General features: G+C 61.9%; 18 protein-coding genes. 10 read left to right on the top strand and 8 right to left on the bottom strand.

All coding sequences use genetic code 11. The features are described 5' to 3' along the window. Position 1: 1 nt before the first annotated feature. From PverR02_RS25595 to PverR02_RS25575, 5 genes are all read right to left on the bottom strand, one after another. Complete coding sequence (locus tag PverR02_RS25595) at positions 2 to 1012, bottom strand: SIS domain-containing protein (protein ID WP_017846149.1); 1011 nt, start codon at positions 1010 to 1012, stop codon at positions 2 to 4. After that, the gene (gene nagA / locus PverR02_RS25590; RefSeq protein WP_079444623.1) at positions 1005 to 2111 is read right to left on the bottom strand and encodes an N-acetylglucosamine-6-phosphate deacetylase; all 1107 of its coding nucleotides are present in this window, start codon (positions 2109 to 2111) and stop codon (positions 1005 to 1007) included. The genes PverR02_RS25595 and nagA overlap by 8 nt, the downstream gene beginning before the upstream one ends. A 36-nt stretch (positions 2112 to 2147) precedes the next feature. After that, entirely contained in the window at positions 2148 to 2879 is a 732-nt protein-coding gene (locus tag PverR02_RS25585) for a GntR family transcriptional regulator (protein ID WP_017846147.1), read from the bottom strand. A 262-nt stretch (positions 2880 to 3141) separates the two neighbouring features. Next, positions 3142 to 3645, bottom strand: coding sequence for a L,D-transpeptidase family protein (locus PverR02_RS25580; protein ID WP_017846146.1), 504 nt, complete (start codon positions 3643 to 3645; stop codon positions 3142 to 3144). A gap of 37 nt (positions 3646 to 3682) precedes the next feature. Continuing rightward, a complete protein-coding gene (locus PverR02_RS25575; protein WP_017846145.1) occupies positions 3683 to 4231 on the bottom strand; it encodes an NUDIX hydrolase in 549 nt (182 codons plus the stop codon). 146 nt (positions 4232 to 4377) lie between these two features. On the opposite strand from PverR02_RS25575, the gene PverR02_RS25570 reads away from it, so the two are divergent. From PverR02_RS25570 to purT, 5 genes are all read left to right on the top strand, one after another. Further along, on the top strand, positions 4378 to 4980 hold the full coding sequence (locus PverR02_RS25570) for a CoA pyrophosphatase (protein WP_017846144.1): 603 nt from the start codon (positions 4378 to 4380) through the stop codon (positions 4978 to 4980). 35 nt (positions 4981 to 5015) lie between these two features. Continuing rightward, entirely contained in the window at positions 5016 to 5540 is a 525-nt protein-coding gene (locus tag PverR02_RS25565; RefSeq protein ID WP_017846143.1) for a gamma carbonic anhydrase family protein, read from the top strand. After that, entirely contained in the window at positions 5537 to 5752 is a 216-nt protein-coding gene (locus PverR02_RS25560; protein WP_046382197.1) for a DUF1289 domain-containing protein, read from the top strand. The genes PverR02_RS25565 and PverR02_RS25560 overlap by 4 nt, the downstream gene beginning before the upstream one ends. Positions 5753 to 5914: 162 nt before the next feature. Next, entirely contained in the window at positions 5915 to 6382 is a 468-nt protein-coding gene (locus tag PverR02_RS25555) for a preQ0 transporter (RefSeq protein ID WP_079444622.1), read from the top strand. A 69-nt stretch (positions 6383 to 6451) separates the two neighbouring features. Further along, positions 6452 to 7633, top strand: coding sequence for a formate-dependent phosphoribosylglycinamide formyltransferase (gene purT / locus PverR02_RS25550; RefSeq protein ID WP_026139924.1), 1182 nt, complete (start codon positions 6452 to 6454; stop codon positions 7631 to 7633). A 107-nt stretch (positions 7634 to 7740) separates the two neighbouring features. Here purT and PverR02_RS25545 read toward each other — a convergent pair whose 3' ends face one another. The 3 genes from PverR02_RS25545 to PverR02_RS25535 form a co-directional block, all read right to left on the bottom strand. Beyond that, a complete protein-coding gene (locus tag PverR02_RS25545; protein WP_017846139.1) occupies positions 7741 to 9051 on the bottom strand; it encodes an MFS transporter in 1311 nt (436 codons plus the stop codon). 271 nt (positions 9052 to 9322) lie between these two features. Next, positions 9323 to 10561 (bottom strand): transporter associated domain-containing protein, encoded by a 1239-nt coding sequence (locus tag PverR02_RS25540; RefSeq protein ID WP_046382198.1) that lies wholly within the window; start codon positions 10559 to 10561, stop codon positions 9323 to 9325. Positions 10562 to 10573: 12 nt separating this feature from the next. After that, positions 10574 to 11386 carry a cytochrome C assembly family protein gene (locus PverR02_RS25535; RefSeq protein ID WP_026139922.1) on the bottom strand — a complete coding sequence of 271 codons (813 nt, stop codon included), beginning with the start codon at positions 11384 to 11386 and terminating at the stop codon, positions 10574 to 10576. Positions 11387 to 11605: 219 nt separating this feature from the next. Here PverR02_RS25535 and ffh point away from each other — a divergent pair, with 219 nt between their 5' ends. From ffh to rplS, 5 genes are all read left to right on the top strand, one after another. Beyond that, positions 11606 to 12982 (top strand): signal recognition particle protein, encoded by a 1377-nt coding sequence (gene ffh, locus PverR02_RS25530; protein WP_017846136.1) that lies wholly within the window; start codon positions 11606 to 11608, stop codon positions 12980 to 12982. A gap of 251 nt (positions 12983 to 13233) precedes the next feature. Beyond that, positions 13234 to 13485, top strand: coding sequence for a 30S ribosomal protein S16 (gene rpsP / locus PverR02_RS25525; RefSeq protein WP_003175899.1), 252 nt, complete (start codon positions 13234 to 13236; stop codon positions 13483 to 13485). Positions 13486 to 13490: 5 nt separating this feature from the next. After that, positions 13491 to 14027 (top strand): ribosome maturation factor RimM, encoded by a 537-nt coding sequence (gene rimM / locus PverR02_RS25520; protein WP_008014731.1) that lies wholly within the window; start codon positions 13491 to 13493, stop codon positions 14025 to 14027. Continuing rightward, a complete protein-coding gene (trmD, locus tag PverR02_RS25515) occupies positions 14009 to 14782 on the top strand; it encodes a tRNA (guanosine(37)-N1)-methyltransferase TrmD (protein ID WP_169864091.1) in 774 nt (257 codons plus the stop codon). The genes rimM and trmD overlap by 19 nt, the downstream gene beginning before the upstream one ends. Before the next feature lie 45 nt (positions 14783 to 14827). Continuing rightward, positions 14828 to 15178, top strand: coding sequence for a 50S ribosomal protein L19 (rplS, locus tag PverR02_RS25510; protein WP_003175895.1), 351 nt, complete (start codon positions 14828 to 14830; stop codon positions 15176 to 15178). Positions 15179 to 15382 lie beyond the last annotated feature (204 nt).

The raw sequence follows: 15382 nt of genomic DNA, 5'->3' as shown, positions 1-15382 counted from the left end.
CTCAGTGGGTGCGGGTCACTTTGCTCAGGTGGCGCGGCTGGTCCGGGTTCATGCCACGGGCGAGCGCCAGGCCGGCGGCCATGACATAGAAACTCTGGATGGCCAGGATCGGGTCCAGGCTCGGGTGTTCGGCGCGGCTCAGCGGCAGGTCGCGTTCGGCGATATCGTCCGGCGCCGCCAGCAACACGCGGGCACCGCGTTGGCGCATATCGGCGGCCAGGCTCAACAGGCCGGCTTGCTCGGCACCGCGTGGGGCGAATATCAGCAGCGGGTAGTTGTCGTCGATCAAGGCCATCGGCCCATGACGCACCTCGGCGCTGCTGAAGGCTTCGGCCTGGATCGCCGAGGTTTCCTTGAGCTTGAGCGCGGCTTCCTGGGCGATGGCAAAACCAGCGCCACGGCCGATGACCATCAACTGCTGGCAGTCGCGCAGGGCGTCGATGGCGTTTGTCCAATCCTGTTTGGCCGCCTCGCGCAGGCCATCGGGCAACGCACGGCAGGCGTGCAGCAGGTCGGTTTCCTGGTTCCAGTGGCCGATCAACAGCGCGCTGGCGCTGAGGGTCGCGATAAAGCTCTTGGTCGCGGCCACGCTGAGTTCCGGCCCGGCGCACAGCGGCACGTGGAATTCGCAGGCGGCTTCCAGGGGCGAGTCTTCGGCATTCACCAGCGAGATGCTCAAGGCGCCGCGTTGGCGCAGCAGGCGCAGGCTGTCGACCAGGTCCGGGCTCTGGCCCGACTGAGAGAAGCCGAATGCGACCTGGCCGCTGACCTTCAACGGCGCGTGCAGCAGGGTCACCACCGACATCGGCAACGACGCCACCGGAATGCCCACGTGCTGCATGGCCAGGTAGGCGAAGTAGCTCGCGGCGTGGTCGGAACTGCCGCGAGCGACAGTCATCGCCACGTGCGGCGGCTGACGGCGCAGGCGCTCGGCGATGTCTTGCAGGCGCGGGGCCAGGCGTTGCAGCTGCGCCGCGACCGCGTCGCTGGAGGCGAGGGCCTCTTCAAGCATTTTTGAAGACAATGGTTTCTCCTTCGACCATGACGTCGGTGAGGTGCAGGGAGCGGTCCAGGCGCACGCAGTCGGCAAAGCTGCCGGGTTGCAGGCGGCCGCATTGTTCCAGGCCCAGGTAGTCCGCCGGAAATTGCGACAGGCGTTGTGAGGCTTCGCTGATGGGCAGGCCGATCTTCACCAGGTTGCGCAGCGCCTGATCCATGGTCAGGGTGCTGCCAGCCAGGGTGCCGTCGGCCAGGCGCACGCCGCCCAGGCATTTGGTCACGGTGTGGCTGCCCAGCTTGTATTCGCCGTCGGGCATGCCGGCGGCGGCGGTGGAATCGGTGACGCAGTACAGGCATGGGATCGCGCGCAGGGCCACGCGCATGGCGCCGGGGTGTACGTGGAGCAAATCCGGGATCAATTCCGCGTACTGCGCGTGGGCCAGCGCCGCGCCGACGATGCCGGGCTCGCGGTGATGCAGCGGGCTCATGGCGTTATACAAATGCGTGAAGCTGGTGGCGCCGGCGGCGAGGGCGGCGACACCTTCTTCATAGCTGCCCAGGGTGTGGCCGATCTGCATACGCACGCCGCGTGTACTGAGGGCGCGGATCAGGCGGTCATGCCCGGCGATTTCCGGGGCGATGGTGATCACCCGGATCGGCGCCAGGCGCAGGTAGGCTTCCACTTCTTCCATCAATGCGGTGTGGGCGAAGTTGGGTTGCGCGCCGAGTTTGCCCGGATTGATGTAGGGCCCTTCCAGGTGTACGCCGAGGACCCGGGCGCTGCCGCTCGGGCGTTGCGCGCAGAAGCTGCCGAGCTGGCCGAGCACGCTGGAGATTTCATCCACCGGCGCGGTCATGGTGGTGGCCAGCAGCGACGTGGTGCCAAAGCGCACGTGGGTGCGGGTGATGGTTTCGAAGGCGTCGGCACCTTCCATGATGTCTTTGCCGCCACCGCCGTGGACGTGCAGGTCGATAAAACCCGGCAGCAGGTAGGGCAGATCGTTGTCGGCCGGGTCGCAAGGTGCGCCTTCAATGGCGATCACCTTGCCGTGTTCATGCACCAGGCGGCCGCGAATCCAGCCATGGGGTGTGAGGATATTGTCTTCGGACATGGGCAGTTCTCTAAGGCCGCGGTACGCGGCAAAGGCCTATCGACGCAGCTCGGCGACAAAGTCGTAGTAGTCGTTGCGGCAGTAGGTGTCGGTGATTTCGATCGGTGTGTTGTCGGCGGTGTAGCCGACACGGGTCATCAACAGCATGGCGGTGCCGGGGGCGATGCCGACCAGCGCGGCGAACTCGTCCGAGGCATTGATCGCCTGGATATGCTGCAGGGCGCGCACGATGGGTTTGCCGATGCCTTCGAGGTACTCGTAGAGGGACTGGCCGATGGCTTGCGGGTGCGGCAGCACCGCGGCGGGCATGGTGGTCATTTCGATGGCCATCACCGTGTCGTCCGCCTTGCGCAGACGCTTGAGCCGCGCCACTTTGTCGGTCGGCGACAGGCCCAGGCGGATCAGCTCTTCGTGGGTCGGCGCGCTGATGTCGCGTTCCAGCCACTGGGAGCTGGGCACAAACCCCTTGAGTCGCAGCATCTCGCTGAAGCCCGACAGGCGCGACAGCGGTTGTTCCAGGCGTGGCGTGATAAAGGTGCCGGAGCCTTGGCTGCGACGGATCAGGCCTTGGGCAAACAAGACTTCCAGCGCCTTGCGGGCGGTGACGCGCGAGATGCTCAACTGCTCGCTGAGGGCGCGTTCCGACGGCAGGGCCTGTTCGGATTTCCATTGGCCGGCGTGGATCGCCGCTTCCAGGTTGCGGGCCAGTTGCAGGTACAGCGGCGTGGATTGCTTGTCGTCGGGACGCAGCGTCAGGATGGGGTTCATCTGTCAGGTTTCCGATGCGGTTATTAGTGTGTTGTCGCCCGGTATTGGCCGGAAACTAATACCACTTAAATACCATGTCAATGCTGCCAAAACGCTTCGGCTCCTGGTTTCAGGGCGCATTAACGGTGTCTGGTATCAAGTGGTATTAGAGAGGTCTTTAAGGCGCGCAGAGCTGCGCAGCCTGCGGGGTGAATTGGTATTCACCGGCAGGCGCTGCCGAGGGCAGGAAACTTTTTTTAGTTAATTGACCGAGGGGCGAAGGTTACGGGCGGATCTCGACCAGGGTGCCGTCCTTGACCAGGTTCCAGACTTCGCGCATGTCGACGTTACGCATGCCGATGCAGCCGTCGGTCCAGTCCAGGGTGTGAAACCACTGCTCCGGGTACTCCGCGGTGTCGGGCGTGCCGTGGATCATGATCATGCTGCCGGGGTTCACGCCTTGGCGGCGGGCACGGGCCGAATCGCTGATATTGGGGTAGGAGATGTGCATGGACAGGTTGTAGCGGTCGCTGGTTTTGCGCCAGTCGATCCAATACAAGCCTTCCGGCGTGCGACGGTCGCCCTCGATCAGCTTGGTGCCCTTGGGGTTTTTGCCCAGGGAGATACGGTAGGTCTTGAGGGGTTTGCCGTCGTTGATCAACTGCAACTGATGGGCGGACTTGAGGACCAGAATTTTCTCGACCGTTTTGCCGCCCAGGGTTTCCAGGGTGGTGGCTGAGGACAACGTGGCGAACGACAGGCAGAGCAAAGCAAGCAACCAACGCATTAAAACGATTTCCCTTGGACGACGATCTGCCGGTTTGTTATTGGGCGGGCTGGGACAGCGGCGGCACAGCTTCGTTGCGCACCGGGAACGACCGTAGGCGACGGTCGGCGAAGAAGTATTCTAAGGTACGCCCGACTGTGCGGAAAGCCAGCTCGGACCAAGGGATATCGGCCTCGTCGAACAGTCGCACTTCCAGGCTTTCGGGGCCAGCGGCGAAGTTCAGGTCAATCAGCTCGGCGCGGTAGAACACATGCACCTGGCTGATATGCGGCACGTCGATCAGGGTGTAGAGGCTCAGGTTGCGTACATGGGCGCAGGCTTCTTCCATGGTCTCGCGCATGGCGGCCTGTTCCACGGTCTCGCCGTTCTCCATGAAACCGGCGGGCAGGGTCCAGTAACCCAGGCGGGGCTCGATGGCGCGGCGACACAACAACACTTGATCGCCCCACACCGGCACGGTGCCGGCGACGATATTGGGGTTCTGGTAGTGAATGGTATGACAGTGATCGCATACAAAACGCAGGCGTGCGTCGCCTTCGGGAATGCGTTGGGTGACCGGTTTACCGCACTGGCTGCAGAAATTCATGCTGGGGTTCCTGGAAAGTCTGCCTATCTTGGCGTGAGCGGCAGGGCCCTGCAAGTTGTCGTTTCGCGACAGCCCTTCGGTTTTGGGGTTGGGCGCCCGCGCGCTTTGGTGCATGATGCAAAGTAGCCAACAGACCGAGATGACTCATGCTGGACGAGCTACTTCGCCGGGTAAGCAATCACACACCGCAACGGCTTGAGACCGACGGGCGTTTCCCCGAGGCCGCCGTGCTGGTGCCGATTACCCGCAGTGACGAACCTGAGCTGATCCTGACCCTGCGCGCCAGCGGCCTGTCGACCCATGGTGGCGAAGTGGCCTTTCCCGGCGGGCGTCGCGACCCCGAAGACCCGGACCTGATCTTCACCGCCCTGCGCGAAGCCGAAGAAGAAATCGGCCTGCCGCCTGGCCTGGTCGAGGTAATCGGCCCGTTGAGCCCGCTGATTTCCCTGCATGGCATTCGGGTCACGCCCTACGTTGGCGTCATCCCGGACTACGTCGACTACCTGGCCAACGACGCCGAAATCGCCGCCGTCTTCAGCGTGCCCCTGGAGTTTTTCCGCCAGGACCCGCGCGAACATACGCACCGCATCGATTACCAGGGCCGCAGTTGGTACGTGCCGAGCTATCGGTTCGGCGAATACAAGATCTGGGGGCTGACGGCAATCATGATCGTCGAGCTGATCAATTTGCTCTATGACGATGCCAACATCAGCCTGCACCAGCCGCCCAAGAGCTTCATCCATCTATAAGCCATCGTTTAAATGGCCAGTCGTGAGGACATATCATGAAATACCGCCTGGGCGACGCCCGCGTCGAGACGCACCCACACAGCTGGGTGGCGCCGAATGCCACGCTGGTGGGCAAGGTCAAGCTGGAGGAGGGCGCCAATGTCTGGTTCAACGCGGTGTTGCGTGGCGACAACGAACTGATCCTGATCGGCAAGAACAGCAATGTGCAGGACGGCAGCGTGATGCACACCGACATGGGTTACCCGCTGACCCTGGGCACCGGCGTGACCATCGGCCATAACGCCATGCTGCATGGCTGCACCGTCGGCGACTACAGCCTGATCGGCATCAACGCGGTGATCCTCAACGGCGCGAAGATCGGCAAGCACTGCATCATCGGCGCCAATTCGCTGATCGGCGAAGGTAAGGAGATTCCCGATGGCTCGCTGGTCATGGGCTCGCCGGGCAAAGTCGTGCGCGAATTGACTGACGCGCAGAAGAAGATGCTCGAGGCCAGCGCTGCGCACTATGTGCATAACGCCCAGCGTTATGCGCGGGATCTGGTCGAGCAGGAAGAATGAAGCCGCCAGAGCGCCCCGTCGCCTCGCCGTGCGTGAGCATTTGCGCGCTGGATGACGACGACATTTGCACCGGCTGCCAGCGTACCGTGGAAGAAATCACGCGTTGGAGCCGCATGGACAACGCCGAGCGTCGGGTGGTGTTGGGGTTGTGTCATGAGCGGGCGCTGGCGGGTGGGTTGGTGTTTATGGCGTCCGGTAAATCCGTTGGCTGAATCATCGCTATCGGGGGCAAGCCCCCTCCCACATTCGACCGCGTTTAAACTGTAGGAACGCGGTCAAAATGTGGGAGGGGGCTTGCCCCCGATGGCGCCATCCCAGACGACATCCCTGTAATTGTGTACCCTGTGCGGCATTACCCACAGGTCCATCCCCCCATGTTCTTCCTGATCGCCTACATCAGCAGCGTCGTGCTGATCAACTTCGCCTTCTCCACCGCGCCGCACCTGGATGTGATCTGGTCCGCCTGGGGCGGCCTGGTGTTTATCCTGCGCGACATGGTGCAAACCCGCTTCGGCCACGGCGCGATCCTTGCCATGCTGGCGGCGCTGGCGCTGTCGTATATCACCTCCGACCCGTCCATCGCGCTGGCCAGCGCCACTGCGTTCGCGGTATCCGAGTGCATTGACTGGCTGGTGTTCAGCATCACCAAGCGCCCGCTCCACGATCGCCTGTGGATAAGTTCGGCGCTGAGCATTCCCCTCGATACCTTTATCTTTTTCGGCTTGATCGGCGCGCTTACGCCTGCCGTGGTGGGCACCGCGCTGGCGTCGAAATTCGCCGGGGTCACGGCGGTCTGGCTGATCATGGCCTGGCGTATCCGCAAACGTGCCGTCGCCAACTGAAGCCAATCTGTGCAGTTCATGTAAAATGCCGGCCTTTCTCCCCATGATCCGCTCCCCTGAGGACCTGAGATGACCCGAATCGGAACTCCATTGTCGCCAACCGCGACCCGCGTTTTGCTGTGTGGCTGCGGTGAGCTGGGCAAGGAAGTGGTAATCGAACTGCAACGCCTGGGCGTTGAAGTGATTGCCGTGGATCGCTACGCCAACGCGCCGGCGATGCAGGTGGCTCATCGCAGCCATGTGATCAACATGCTCGACGGCGCGGCCCTGCGTGCGGTGATCGAGGCGGAAAAACCGCACTTCATCGTGCCGGAAATCGAAGCCATCGCCACCGCCACCCTGGTGGAGCTGGAGGCCGAAGGCTTCACCGTGATCCCGACCGCGCGCGCCGCGTCGCTGACCATGAACCGCGAAGGCATCCGGCGCCTGGCCGCCGAAGAGCTGGACCTGCCGACCTCGCCGTACCACTTCGCCGATACCTTCGAAGACTACAGCAAGGCCGTGCAAGACCTGGGCTTCCCGTGTGTGGTCAAGCCGGTGATGAGTTCGTCGGGCAAGGGCCAGAGCCTGCTGCGCAGTGCCGACGACGTGCAGAAAGCCTGGGATTACGCTCAGGAAGGCGGGCGTGCCGGCAAGGGCCGGGTGATCATCGAAGGCTTTATCGACTTCGACTACGAAATCACCCTGCTGACCGTGCGCCACATCGGCGGCACGACCTTCTGTGCGCCGGTCGGCCACCGTCAGGAGAAAGGCGATTACCAGGAATCCTGGCAGCCTCAGGCCATGAGCCCGATTGCCCTGGCGGAATCCGAGCGCGTGGCCAAGGCCGTCACGGAATCCCTGGGCGGCCGCGGCCTGTTTGGCGTGGAGTTGTTCATCAAGGGCGATCAGGTGTGGTTCAGCGAAGTGTCGCCACGCCCGCATGACACCGGCCTGGTCACCTTGATTTCCCAGGACTTGTCGCAGTTCGCCCTGCACGCGCGCGCCATCCTGGGCCTGCCGATCCCATTGATCCGTCAGTTCGGGCCTTCGGCGTCGGCGGTGATCCTGGTGGAAGGGCAATCGACCCAGACCGCTTTCGCCAACCTCGGCGCGGCCCTGAGCGAGCCGGACACGGCGTTGCGTCTGTTCGGTAAGCCGGAAGTCAACGGCCAGCGCCGCATGGGCGTGGCGTTGGCGCGGGATGAGTCGATTGAAGCGGCTCGCGCCAAGGCGACCCGTGCGGCTCAGGCGGTTGTTGTAGAGCTCTAAACCGCGTCGTGCCTATCGGGGGCAAGCCCCCTCCCACACTTAACCGCGTTTAATCTGTAGGAATGCGGTCAAAATGTGGGAGGGGGCTTGCCCCCGATAGCGATCTATCAGGCAACCTTGTTCAAATCGTTATCCCGCGTCTCTTTCAAGCACAGCACCGCAATCAAGCTCAGCAACGCTGCCGCCGACACATACCCGCCGACATAACTCAGCCCGCCCATCGCCACCAGCTTGGTCGCGAAGAACGGTGCCGCCGACGCACCGACGATCCCACCCAGGTTATACGCCGCCGAAGCGCCGGTATAACGCACGCGGGTCGGGAACAGTTCCGGCAGCAGCGCGCCCATTGGGGCGAAGGTCACACCCATCAGGAACAGCTCCAGGGCCAGGAACAGCGCCACGGCCCAGGTCGAACCGTGGGTCAGCAACGGCTCCATGGTGAACCCCGACAGAATCGCCAGCAGCGCACCGACAATCAGCACCGGCTTGCGCCCGAATCGATCGCTGGCCAAGGCTGCCAGCGGCGTCGCCAGGCCCATGAACAACACGGCAAAACACAGCAAGCCGAGGAATGTCTCGCGGCTGTAGCCCAGGGTCGAAACGCCGTAGCTCAGGGAAAACGCCGTGGTGATATAGAACAGCGCATAACACACCACCATCGACGCGGCACCCAGCAGCACCGGCAGCCAATGCTGGCTGAACAGTTCCACCAACGGCACTTTTACCGGTGCTTCCTTCGCTACCGCACTGGCGAATACCGGGGTTTCATGCAGCTTCAGCCGCGCATACAGGCCGACCATCACCAGCGCCGCGCTGAGGATGAACGGGATGCGCCAGCCCCAACTGCGGAACTGCTCGTCGTTCAGGTTCATGGCCAGGATCAGGAACAGGCCGTTGGCCGCCAGGAAGCCAATCGAAGGACCGAGTTGCGGGAACATGCCGAACCACGCGCGTTTGCCCTTCGGCGCGTTCTCGGTGGCGAGCAGCGCCGCACCGCCCCATTCCCCGCCCAGCCCCAGGCCTTGGCCGAAACGCAGCACGCACAACAGAATCGGTGCCCAGGCGCCGATGCTGTCATACCCCGGCAGCAAGCCGATCAGCGTGGTACACACCCCCATCAGCAGCAGCGAAGCCACCAGCGTCGATTTGCGGCCGATACGGTCGCCAAAGTGGCCGAACAGCGCCGAACCCAGCGGGCGGGCGATGAACGCGATGCCGAAGGTCAGGAACGACGCGAGCATCTGCGCCGTGCCGGAGGTCTGCGGGAAGAACACCGGGCCGATCACCAGCGCGGCCGCAGTGGCATAGATATAGAAGTCGTAGAACTCGATGGCCGTGCCGACGATGCTGGCGGTGGCGACGCGGGCGGTCGAGTTGGTCGGGGCGGCGGTCGCAGCCTCGTTATAGGTGGTGCTCATGGCGGTATCCCTGAGGGGCAGTGCGCGTTTGGACGCGGATTATTATTGGTCGAACACCCATGGATCAGGGTTGTGGGCGGAGCGGCTCGGGATGAGAGCGGACACCGGTCGTACAGGGCAAGGCAGTGCCTGGACGCGGTCCGTGCGGATAGCACGCGGTCGGGCGCGGCTTGGGTAAGCCGACCCGATTATAGGAAGGGGGTTGCGCATCCAACAAGGGGGAAAATCTGATCGTCTGCACACAGTGGATCAGTGTGTTCCGTCGGCGAGGCTACGTGGCAACCGGCACGCGGCTGGTGTGCCAGATCAGCACCTTGCTCACGCGGTTGTCTTCGGTCTCGAGGATTTCCAGGCGGTAGCGGCCGATCTTCAGGCACACCGCGCAATCGGGAATGGTTTCCAGCGCTTCGGTCACCAGGCCGTTGAGGGTCTTGGGCCCGTCGCTGGGCAGGTGCCAGGCCAGGCTCTTGTTCAATTCGCGGATCGAGGCGGTGCCGTCGACGATGTAGCGGCCGTCCGGTTGCGCTTCGATATGCGGGTTGTCGGCACTCTGTTCGCTTTCGAATTCGCCGACGATTTCTTCGAGAATGTCTTCCAGGGTGACGATGCCCAGCACTTCGCCATACTCGTCCACCACCATGCCCAGGCGCCGCTGTTGCTTGTGGAAGTTCAGCAGTTGCAGTTGCAGGGGCGTGCTTTCCGGGACGAAGTAGGGTTCGTAGCAGGCCTCGAGCAAGGTCTCCTTGGTCAGGCTGGCATCCGGTAGCAGGTGCTGGATCAGCCGGGTGTTGAGCACGGCTTCGACCTGGTTGATGTCGCTGTGGAACACCGGCAGGCGGGTGCGCTGGGAGTTGCGCAGTTGCTCAAGGATCGCGTCGAGCGAGTCGTCCAGGTTGATGCCGTCCACTTCGCTGCGCGGCACCAGGATGTCGTTGACGGTGATGTTGTCCAGCGCGTGGATACCGGGCATGCCGGGCGTGCGACGTTCATCTCCCTCTGGCTCGGGTTCGTCATCATGGTCGGGCTGCGGGTCGTCGCTTTTTTTCACCATGCCCGGCGGGCGGGCAAAGGGGCGCAGCAACAGCAGGCTGATGCCATTGAGCAGCCAGGCGAGGGGGTAGATAATTTTCAGCGGCACGCCCAGCAGGGCATTGCCGAAGCCCAGCACCGCTTGCGGATGGCGGGTGGCCAGGGCGCGCGGCAGGTAATCGGCCAGCACCAGCAGGATCGAGCAGGAGACCAGCCAGCCCAGCCACGCGCCGTTTTGCGCCCAGGCGTAGATCGCCAGCAGGGTGCAAAGGATCACCACGCCAGCACGGCACAGGGTGTTGCAGAGGATCATGCTGTGGCGCGGGAAGTGCAGACGGGCGGCGGCTTTGTCGCCCTGGCGGGTACCGGGGCGCAGGGCCAGCAGGTGCTGTTGTGCGGCTTCGATGGCGGTAAACAGCGCCGCCCACAAAATCAGCAAGGCGATTACCGCGAGCATCGGCCCTAAGGGCAAGTTGTCCATGATCGCTGCCCGTCAGATATGCAGGATGTATTCGCGAACCAGCTTGCTGCCGAAATAGGCCAGCATCAGCAGGCAGAAACCGGCCAGGGTCCAGCGGATCGCCTTGTGCCCGCGCCAGCCAAGGCGGTTGCGGCCCCACAGCAGCACACTGAACACCACCCACGCCAGGCACGCCAGCAGGGTTTTATGCACCAGGTGCTGGGCGAACAGGTTCTCGACGAACAGCCAGCCAGAGATCAGCGACAGCGACAGCAGCGTCCAGCCGGCCCACAGGAAGCTGAACAGCAGGCTTTCCATGGTTTGCAGCGGCGGGAAGTTCTTGATCAGGCCCGACGGATGCTTGTGCTTGAGCTGATGGTCCTGCACGAGCAGGAGCAACGCCTGGAACACCGCGATGGTGAACATGCCGTAGGCCAGGATCGACAGCAGGATATGCGCAAGGATGCCCGGCTCTTCGTCGATCACCTGCACCGTGCCGGTGGGGGCGAATTGCGCCAGCAGCACCGTCAGCATGCCCAGGGGGAATAGCAGCACCAGCAGGTTTTCCACCGGGATGCGTGCGCAGGCGATCAGCGTGAGGGCGATCACTGCGGCGGCGATCAGGCTGGCGGCGCTGAAAAAATCCAGGCCCAGGCCGACCGGCGTCATCAAGTGGGTGAACAGGCTCGCGGCATGGGCCAGCAGGGCGAGGACGCCAAGGCCTGCCAGCAGGCGAGTGTCGGCCTTGGCGCCTTGCGCCAGGCGAGTGCCCTGGTAGAGGGTCGCAGCGGCATATAAAAAGGCGGCGGCGAGACTGGGTAGCAAACTGGGTGACAAAGGGAGCATAAATCCTGTTAGGCAAGCCCGAAAGGCGCTGAGTTTGGCATACACCTGCGTTCCACGAAAGACTTCAGGGCCAGACAGCGGGTGTGCATGGGCGCAGTCTTCGCTATAATCCGCGACCTGCCCACGCCGCAGGCTCGCCGAGCGCTGTTTTTAATAGCGATTTATCACAGCCTGGGCCGCCATTACCTCGGTCTACCATAGGGCCTGAAAGGATTGCGCATGTTTGAAAACTTGACTGACCGTCTCTCGCAGACGCTGCGCCATGTAACCGGCAAGGCCAAGCTGACCGAGGACAATATCAAAGACACCCTGCGTGAAGTACGCATGGCGTTGCTGGAAGCCGACGTGGCCTTGCCTGTGGTCAAGGACTTCGTCAACTCGGTCAAGGAGCGCGCGGTCGGCACCGAAGTGTCCCGCAGCCTGACGCCGGGCCAGGCTTTTGTGAAGATCGTCCAGGCCGAGCTCGAAAGCCTGATGGGCGCGGCCAACGAAGACCTGAACCTCAGCGCCGTGCCGCCGGCCGTCGTGCTGATGGCCGGTCTGCAAGGTGCGGGTAAGACCACCACCGCCGGCAAGCTGGCGCGCTTCCTTAAAGAGCGCAAGAAAAAAACCGTGATGGTGGTGTCGGCCGACGTGTACCGTCCGGCGGCCATCAAGCAGCTGGAAATGCTCGCGGGCGAAGTGGGCGTGACCTTCTTCCCGTCCGACCTGAGCCAGAAGCCGGTCGACATCGCCAATGCGGCGATCAAAGAAGCCAGGCTGAAGTTCATCGACGTGGTCATCGTCGATACCGCCGGTCGCCTGCACATCGACGAAGAGATGATGGGCGAGATCAAGGCGCTGCATGCCGCGATCAACCCGGTCGAGACGCTGTTCGTGGTCGACGCCATGACCGGCCAGGATGCGGCCAACACCGCCAAGGCCTTTGGTGACGCACTGCCGCTGACCGGCGTGATTCTGACCAAGGTCGACGGCGACGCCCGTGGCGGTGCCGCGCTGTCGGTGCGCGCCATCACCGGCAAGCCGATCAAATTCATCGGTATGGGCGAGAAGAGCGACGCGCTCGAACCGTTCCACCCTGAGCGTATCGCTTCGCGTATCCTCGGCATGGGCGACGTACTCAGCCTGATCGAGCAGGCCGAAGCGACGCTCGACAAGGACAAGGCCGATAAACTGGCCAAGAAACTGAAGAAGGGCAAGGGCTTCGACCTCGAAGACTTCCGCGATCAGTTGCAACAAATGAAGAACATGGGCGGCCTCGGCGGCCTGATGGACAAGCTGCCGAACATCGGCGGTGTGAACCTGGCGCAAATGGGCAATGCCCAGGGCGCGGCAGAGAAGCAGTTCAAGCAGATGGAAGCCATCATCAACTCCATGACCCCGGCCGAGCGCCGCGACCCTGAGCTGATCAGCGGTTCGCGCAAGCGTCGGATCGCCATGGGCTCCGGCACCCAGGTGCAGGACATCGGTCGCTTGATCAAGCAGCACAAGCAGATGCAGAAGATGATGAAGAAATTCTCCGCCAAGGGCGGAATGGCCAAGATGATGCGCGGCATGGGCGGTATGTTGCCCGGCGGCGGCATGCCGAAAATGTAAAGTATTCGAGCGGGGGCGTGCTCCTGCTCCGCCCCACAGGGATGTGGGATCTCCAGCAAACCCGCCGTCTGGCGGGAGCTGACTTGCCGTTTTAACCGACGGCTCTATAGCAGATCTGAATGGCACGCTGATAGGCGCCAGAAAAAGACATTTGCAAAAGTCCGGATATTCCTTAGAATATGCGGCCTTTCGGGCACCTATGCCCGCTGTGCATTTAGATTTGCAGCACCGACTACAGGAACGATGTTCACATGCTAACAATCCGTCTTGCCCTTGGCGGCTCCAAAAAGCGCCCGTTTTACCACTTGACCGTAACCGACAGCCGCAACCCGCGTGACGGTTCGCACAAGGAACAGGTTGGTTTCTTCAACCCTGTTGCTCGTGGTCAAGAAGTTCGTCTGTCCGTGAACCAAGAGCGCGTAGCCTACTGGCTGAGCGTTGGTGCACAGCCTTCCGAGCGTGTTGCCAAGTTGTTGAAGGACTCGGCTAAGGCCGCAGCCTGAGCAATATGAACGCGACGCCAGCTGTTGCTGATGATTTGATCGTTATCGGCAAGATTTACTCTGTTCATGGCGTTCGCGGCGAAGTGAAGGTGTATTCCTTTACTGATCCGACTGAAAACCTGTTGCAGTACAAAACCTGGACGCTCAAGCGCGAGGGGAATGTGAAACAGGTCGAGCTGGTCAGTGGACGCGGGAACGATAAGTTCCTGGTCGCAAAGCTCAAGGGTCTTGATGATCGTGAAGAAGCTCGTCTTCTGGCCGGTTATGAGATCTGCGTGCCGCGCAACCTGTTCCCTGAATTGACCGACGGCGAGTACTACTGGTACCAGCTGGAAGGTCTGAAGGTTATTGATCAACTCGGGCAATTGCTCGGGAAAATCGATCATCTTCTGGAAACCGGCGCCAATGATGTAATGGTGGTCAAGCCTTGCGCTGGCAGCCTGGATGATCGCGAACGCCTGTTGCCCTATACCGAGCAATGCGTGTTGGCCGTCGACCTGGCCGCGGGCGAGATGAAGGTGGAATGGGACGCGGACTTCTAAGCGTGGCTAATTTGCGCATTGAAGTGATCAGTTTGTTTCCCGAGATGTTCTCCGCCATCAGCGAGTACGGCATCACCAGTCGGGCGGTGAAACAGGGGCTCTTGCAGCTCACCTGTTGGAACCCGCGAGACTACACGACGGATCGACATCACACTGTGGACGATCGCCCATTTGGCGGTGGCCCGGGCATGGTGATGAAGATCAAGCCCCTGGAAGACGCGTTGGCTCAGGCCAAGGCTGCCGCCGGGGAGAAGGCGAAGGTAATTTACCTGTCCCCTCAAGGCCGTCAGCTGAAACAGGCGGCGGTACGCGAACTGGCGAATGAGGAAGCACTGATCCTGATTGCCGGTCGCTATGAAGGCATTGACGAGCGTTTCATTGAAGCTCATGTCGATGAAGAGTGGTCGATTGGGGACTATGTCCTGTCTGGCGGTGAGCTGCCGGCGATGGTCCTGATAGATGCGGTTACACGACTGCTGCCTGGAGCTTTAGGGCATGCGGACTCCGCGGAGGAAGATTCCTTCACGGATGGTTTGCTGGATTGCCCGCACTACACCCGACCGGAGGTGTATGCGGATCAGCGTGTTCCCGACGTATTGCTAAGTGGCAATCACGCACACATCCGGCGTTGGCGTTTACAGCAGTCCCTTGGTCGGACCTATGAACGACGCGCCGATCTTCTGGAAAGCCGCTCGCTTTCTGGAGAAGAGAAGAAGCTGCTCGAGGAATACATCCTCGCGCGGGACGATAGTTAACAACGTATCGATGGTAGGTCCATTGACTTACCTTAGGAGCACAGCATGACTAACAAAATCATCCTTGCACTCGAAGCAGAGCAGATGACCAAAGAGATCCCTACCTTTGCCCCGGGCGACACCATTGTCGTTCAGGTGAAAGTGAAGGAAGGCGACCGTTCGCGTCTGCAAGCGTTCGAAGGCGTGGTAATCGCCAAGCGTAACCGTGGTGTGAACAGTGCTTTCACTGTTCGTAAAATCTCCAACGGTGTTGGCGTAGAGCGTACTTTCCAGACCTACAGCCCGCAAATCGACAGCATGGCTGTTAAGCGTCGCGGTGACGTGCGTAAAGCCAAGCTGTACTACCTGCGTGACCTGTCCGGTAAAGCAGCTCGCATCAAGGAAAAACTGGCTTAAGTCCAGCTTCCCGATGCAGAAAAAAAGCAGCCTGCGGGCTGCTTTTTTTGTGCCTGGGATTTATTGACGGGGGCGGGTCGGCGGCGCGCCTATCGCAGGCGGGCCAGCTTGCACACTTGATCATTAGTGGTCATAAAATCGATGCGCGACACAAATCCAATGTGGGAGCCGACTTGCCTGCGATAGGATCTACCAGACACCACC

Source organism: Pseudomonas veronii, assembly GCF_002028325.1.
Classification (GTDB): Bacteria; Pseudomonadota; Gammaproteobacteria; order Pseudomonadales; family Pseudomonadaceae; genus Aquipseudomonas; species Aquipseudomonas veronii.
The sequence above is the reverse complement of the archived record's forward strand: the minus strand, read 5'-3'. Positions and strand labels throughout refer to the sequence as shown.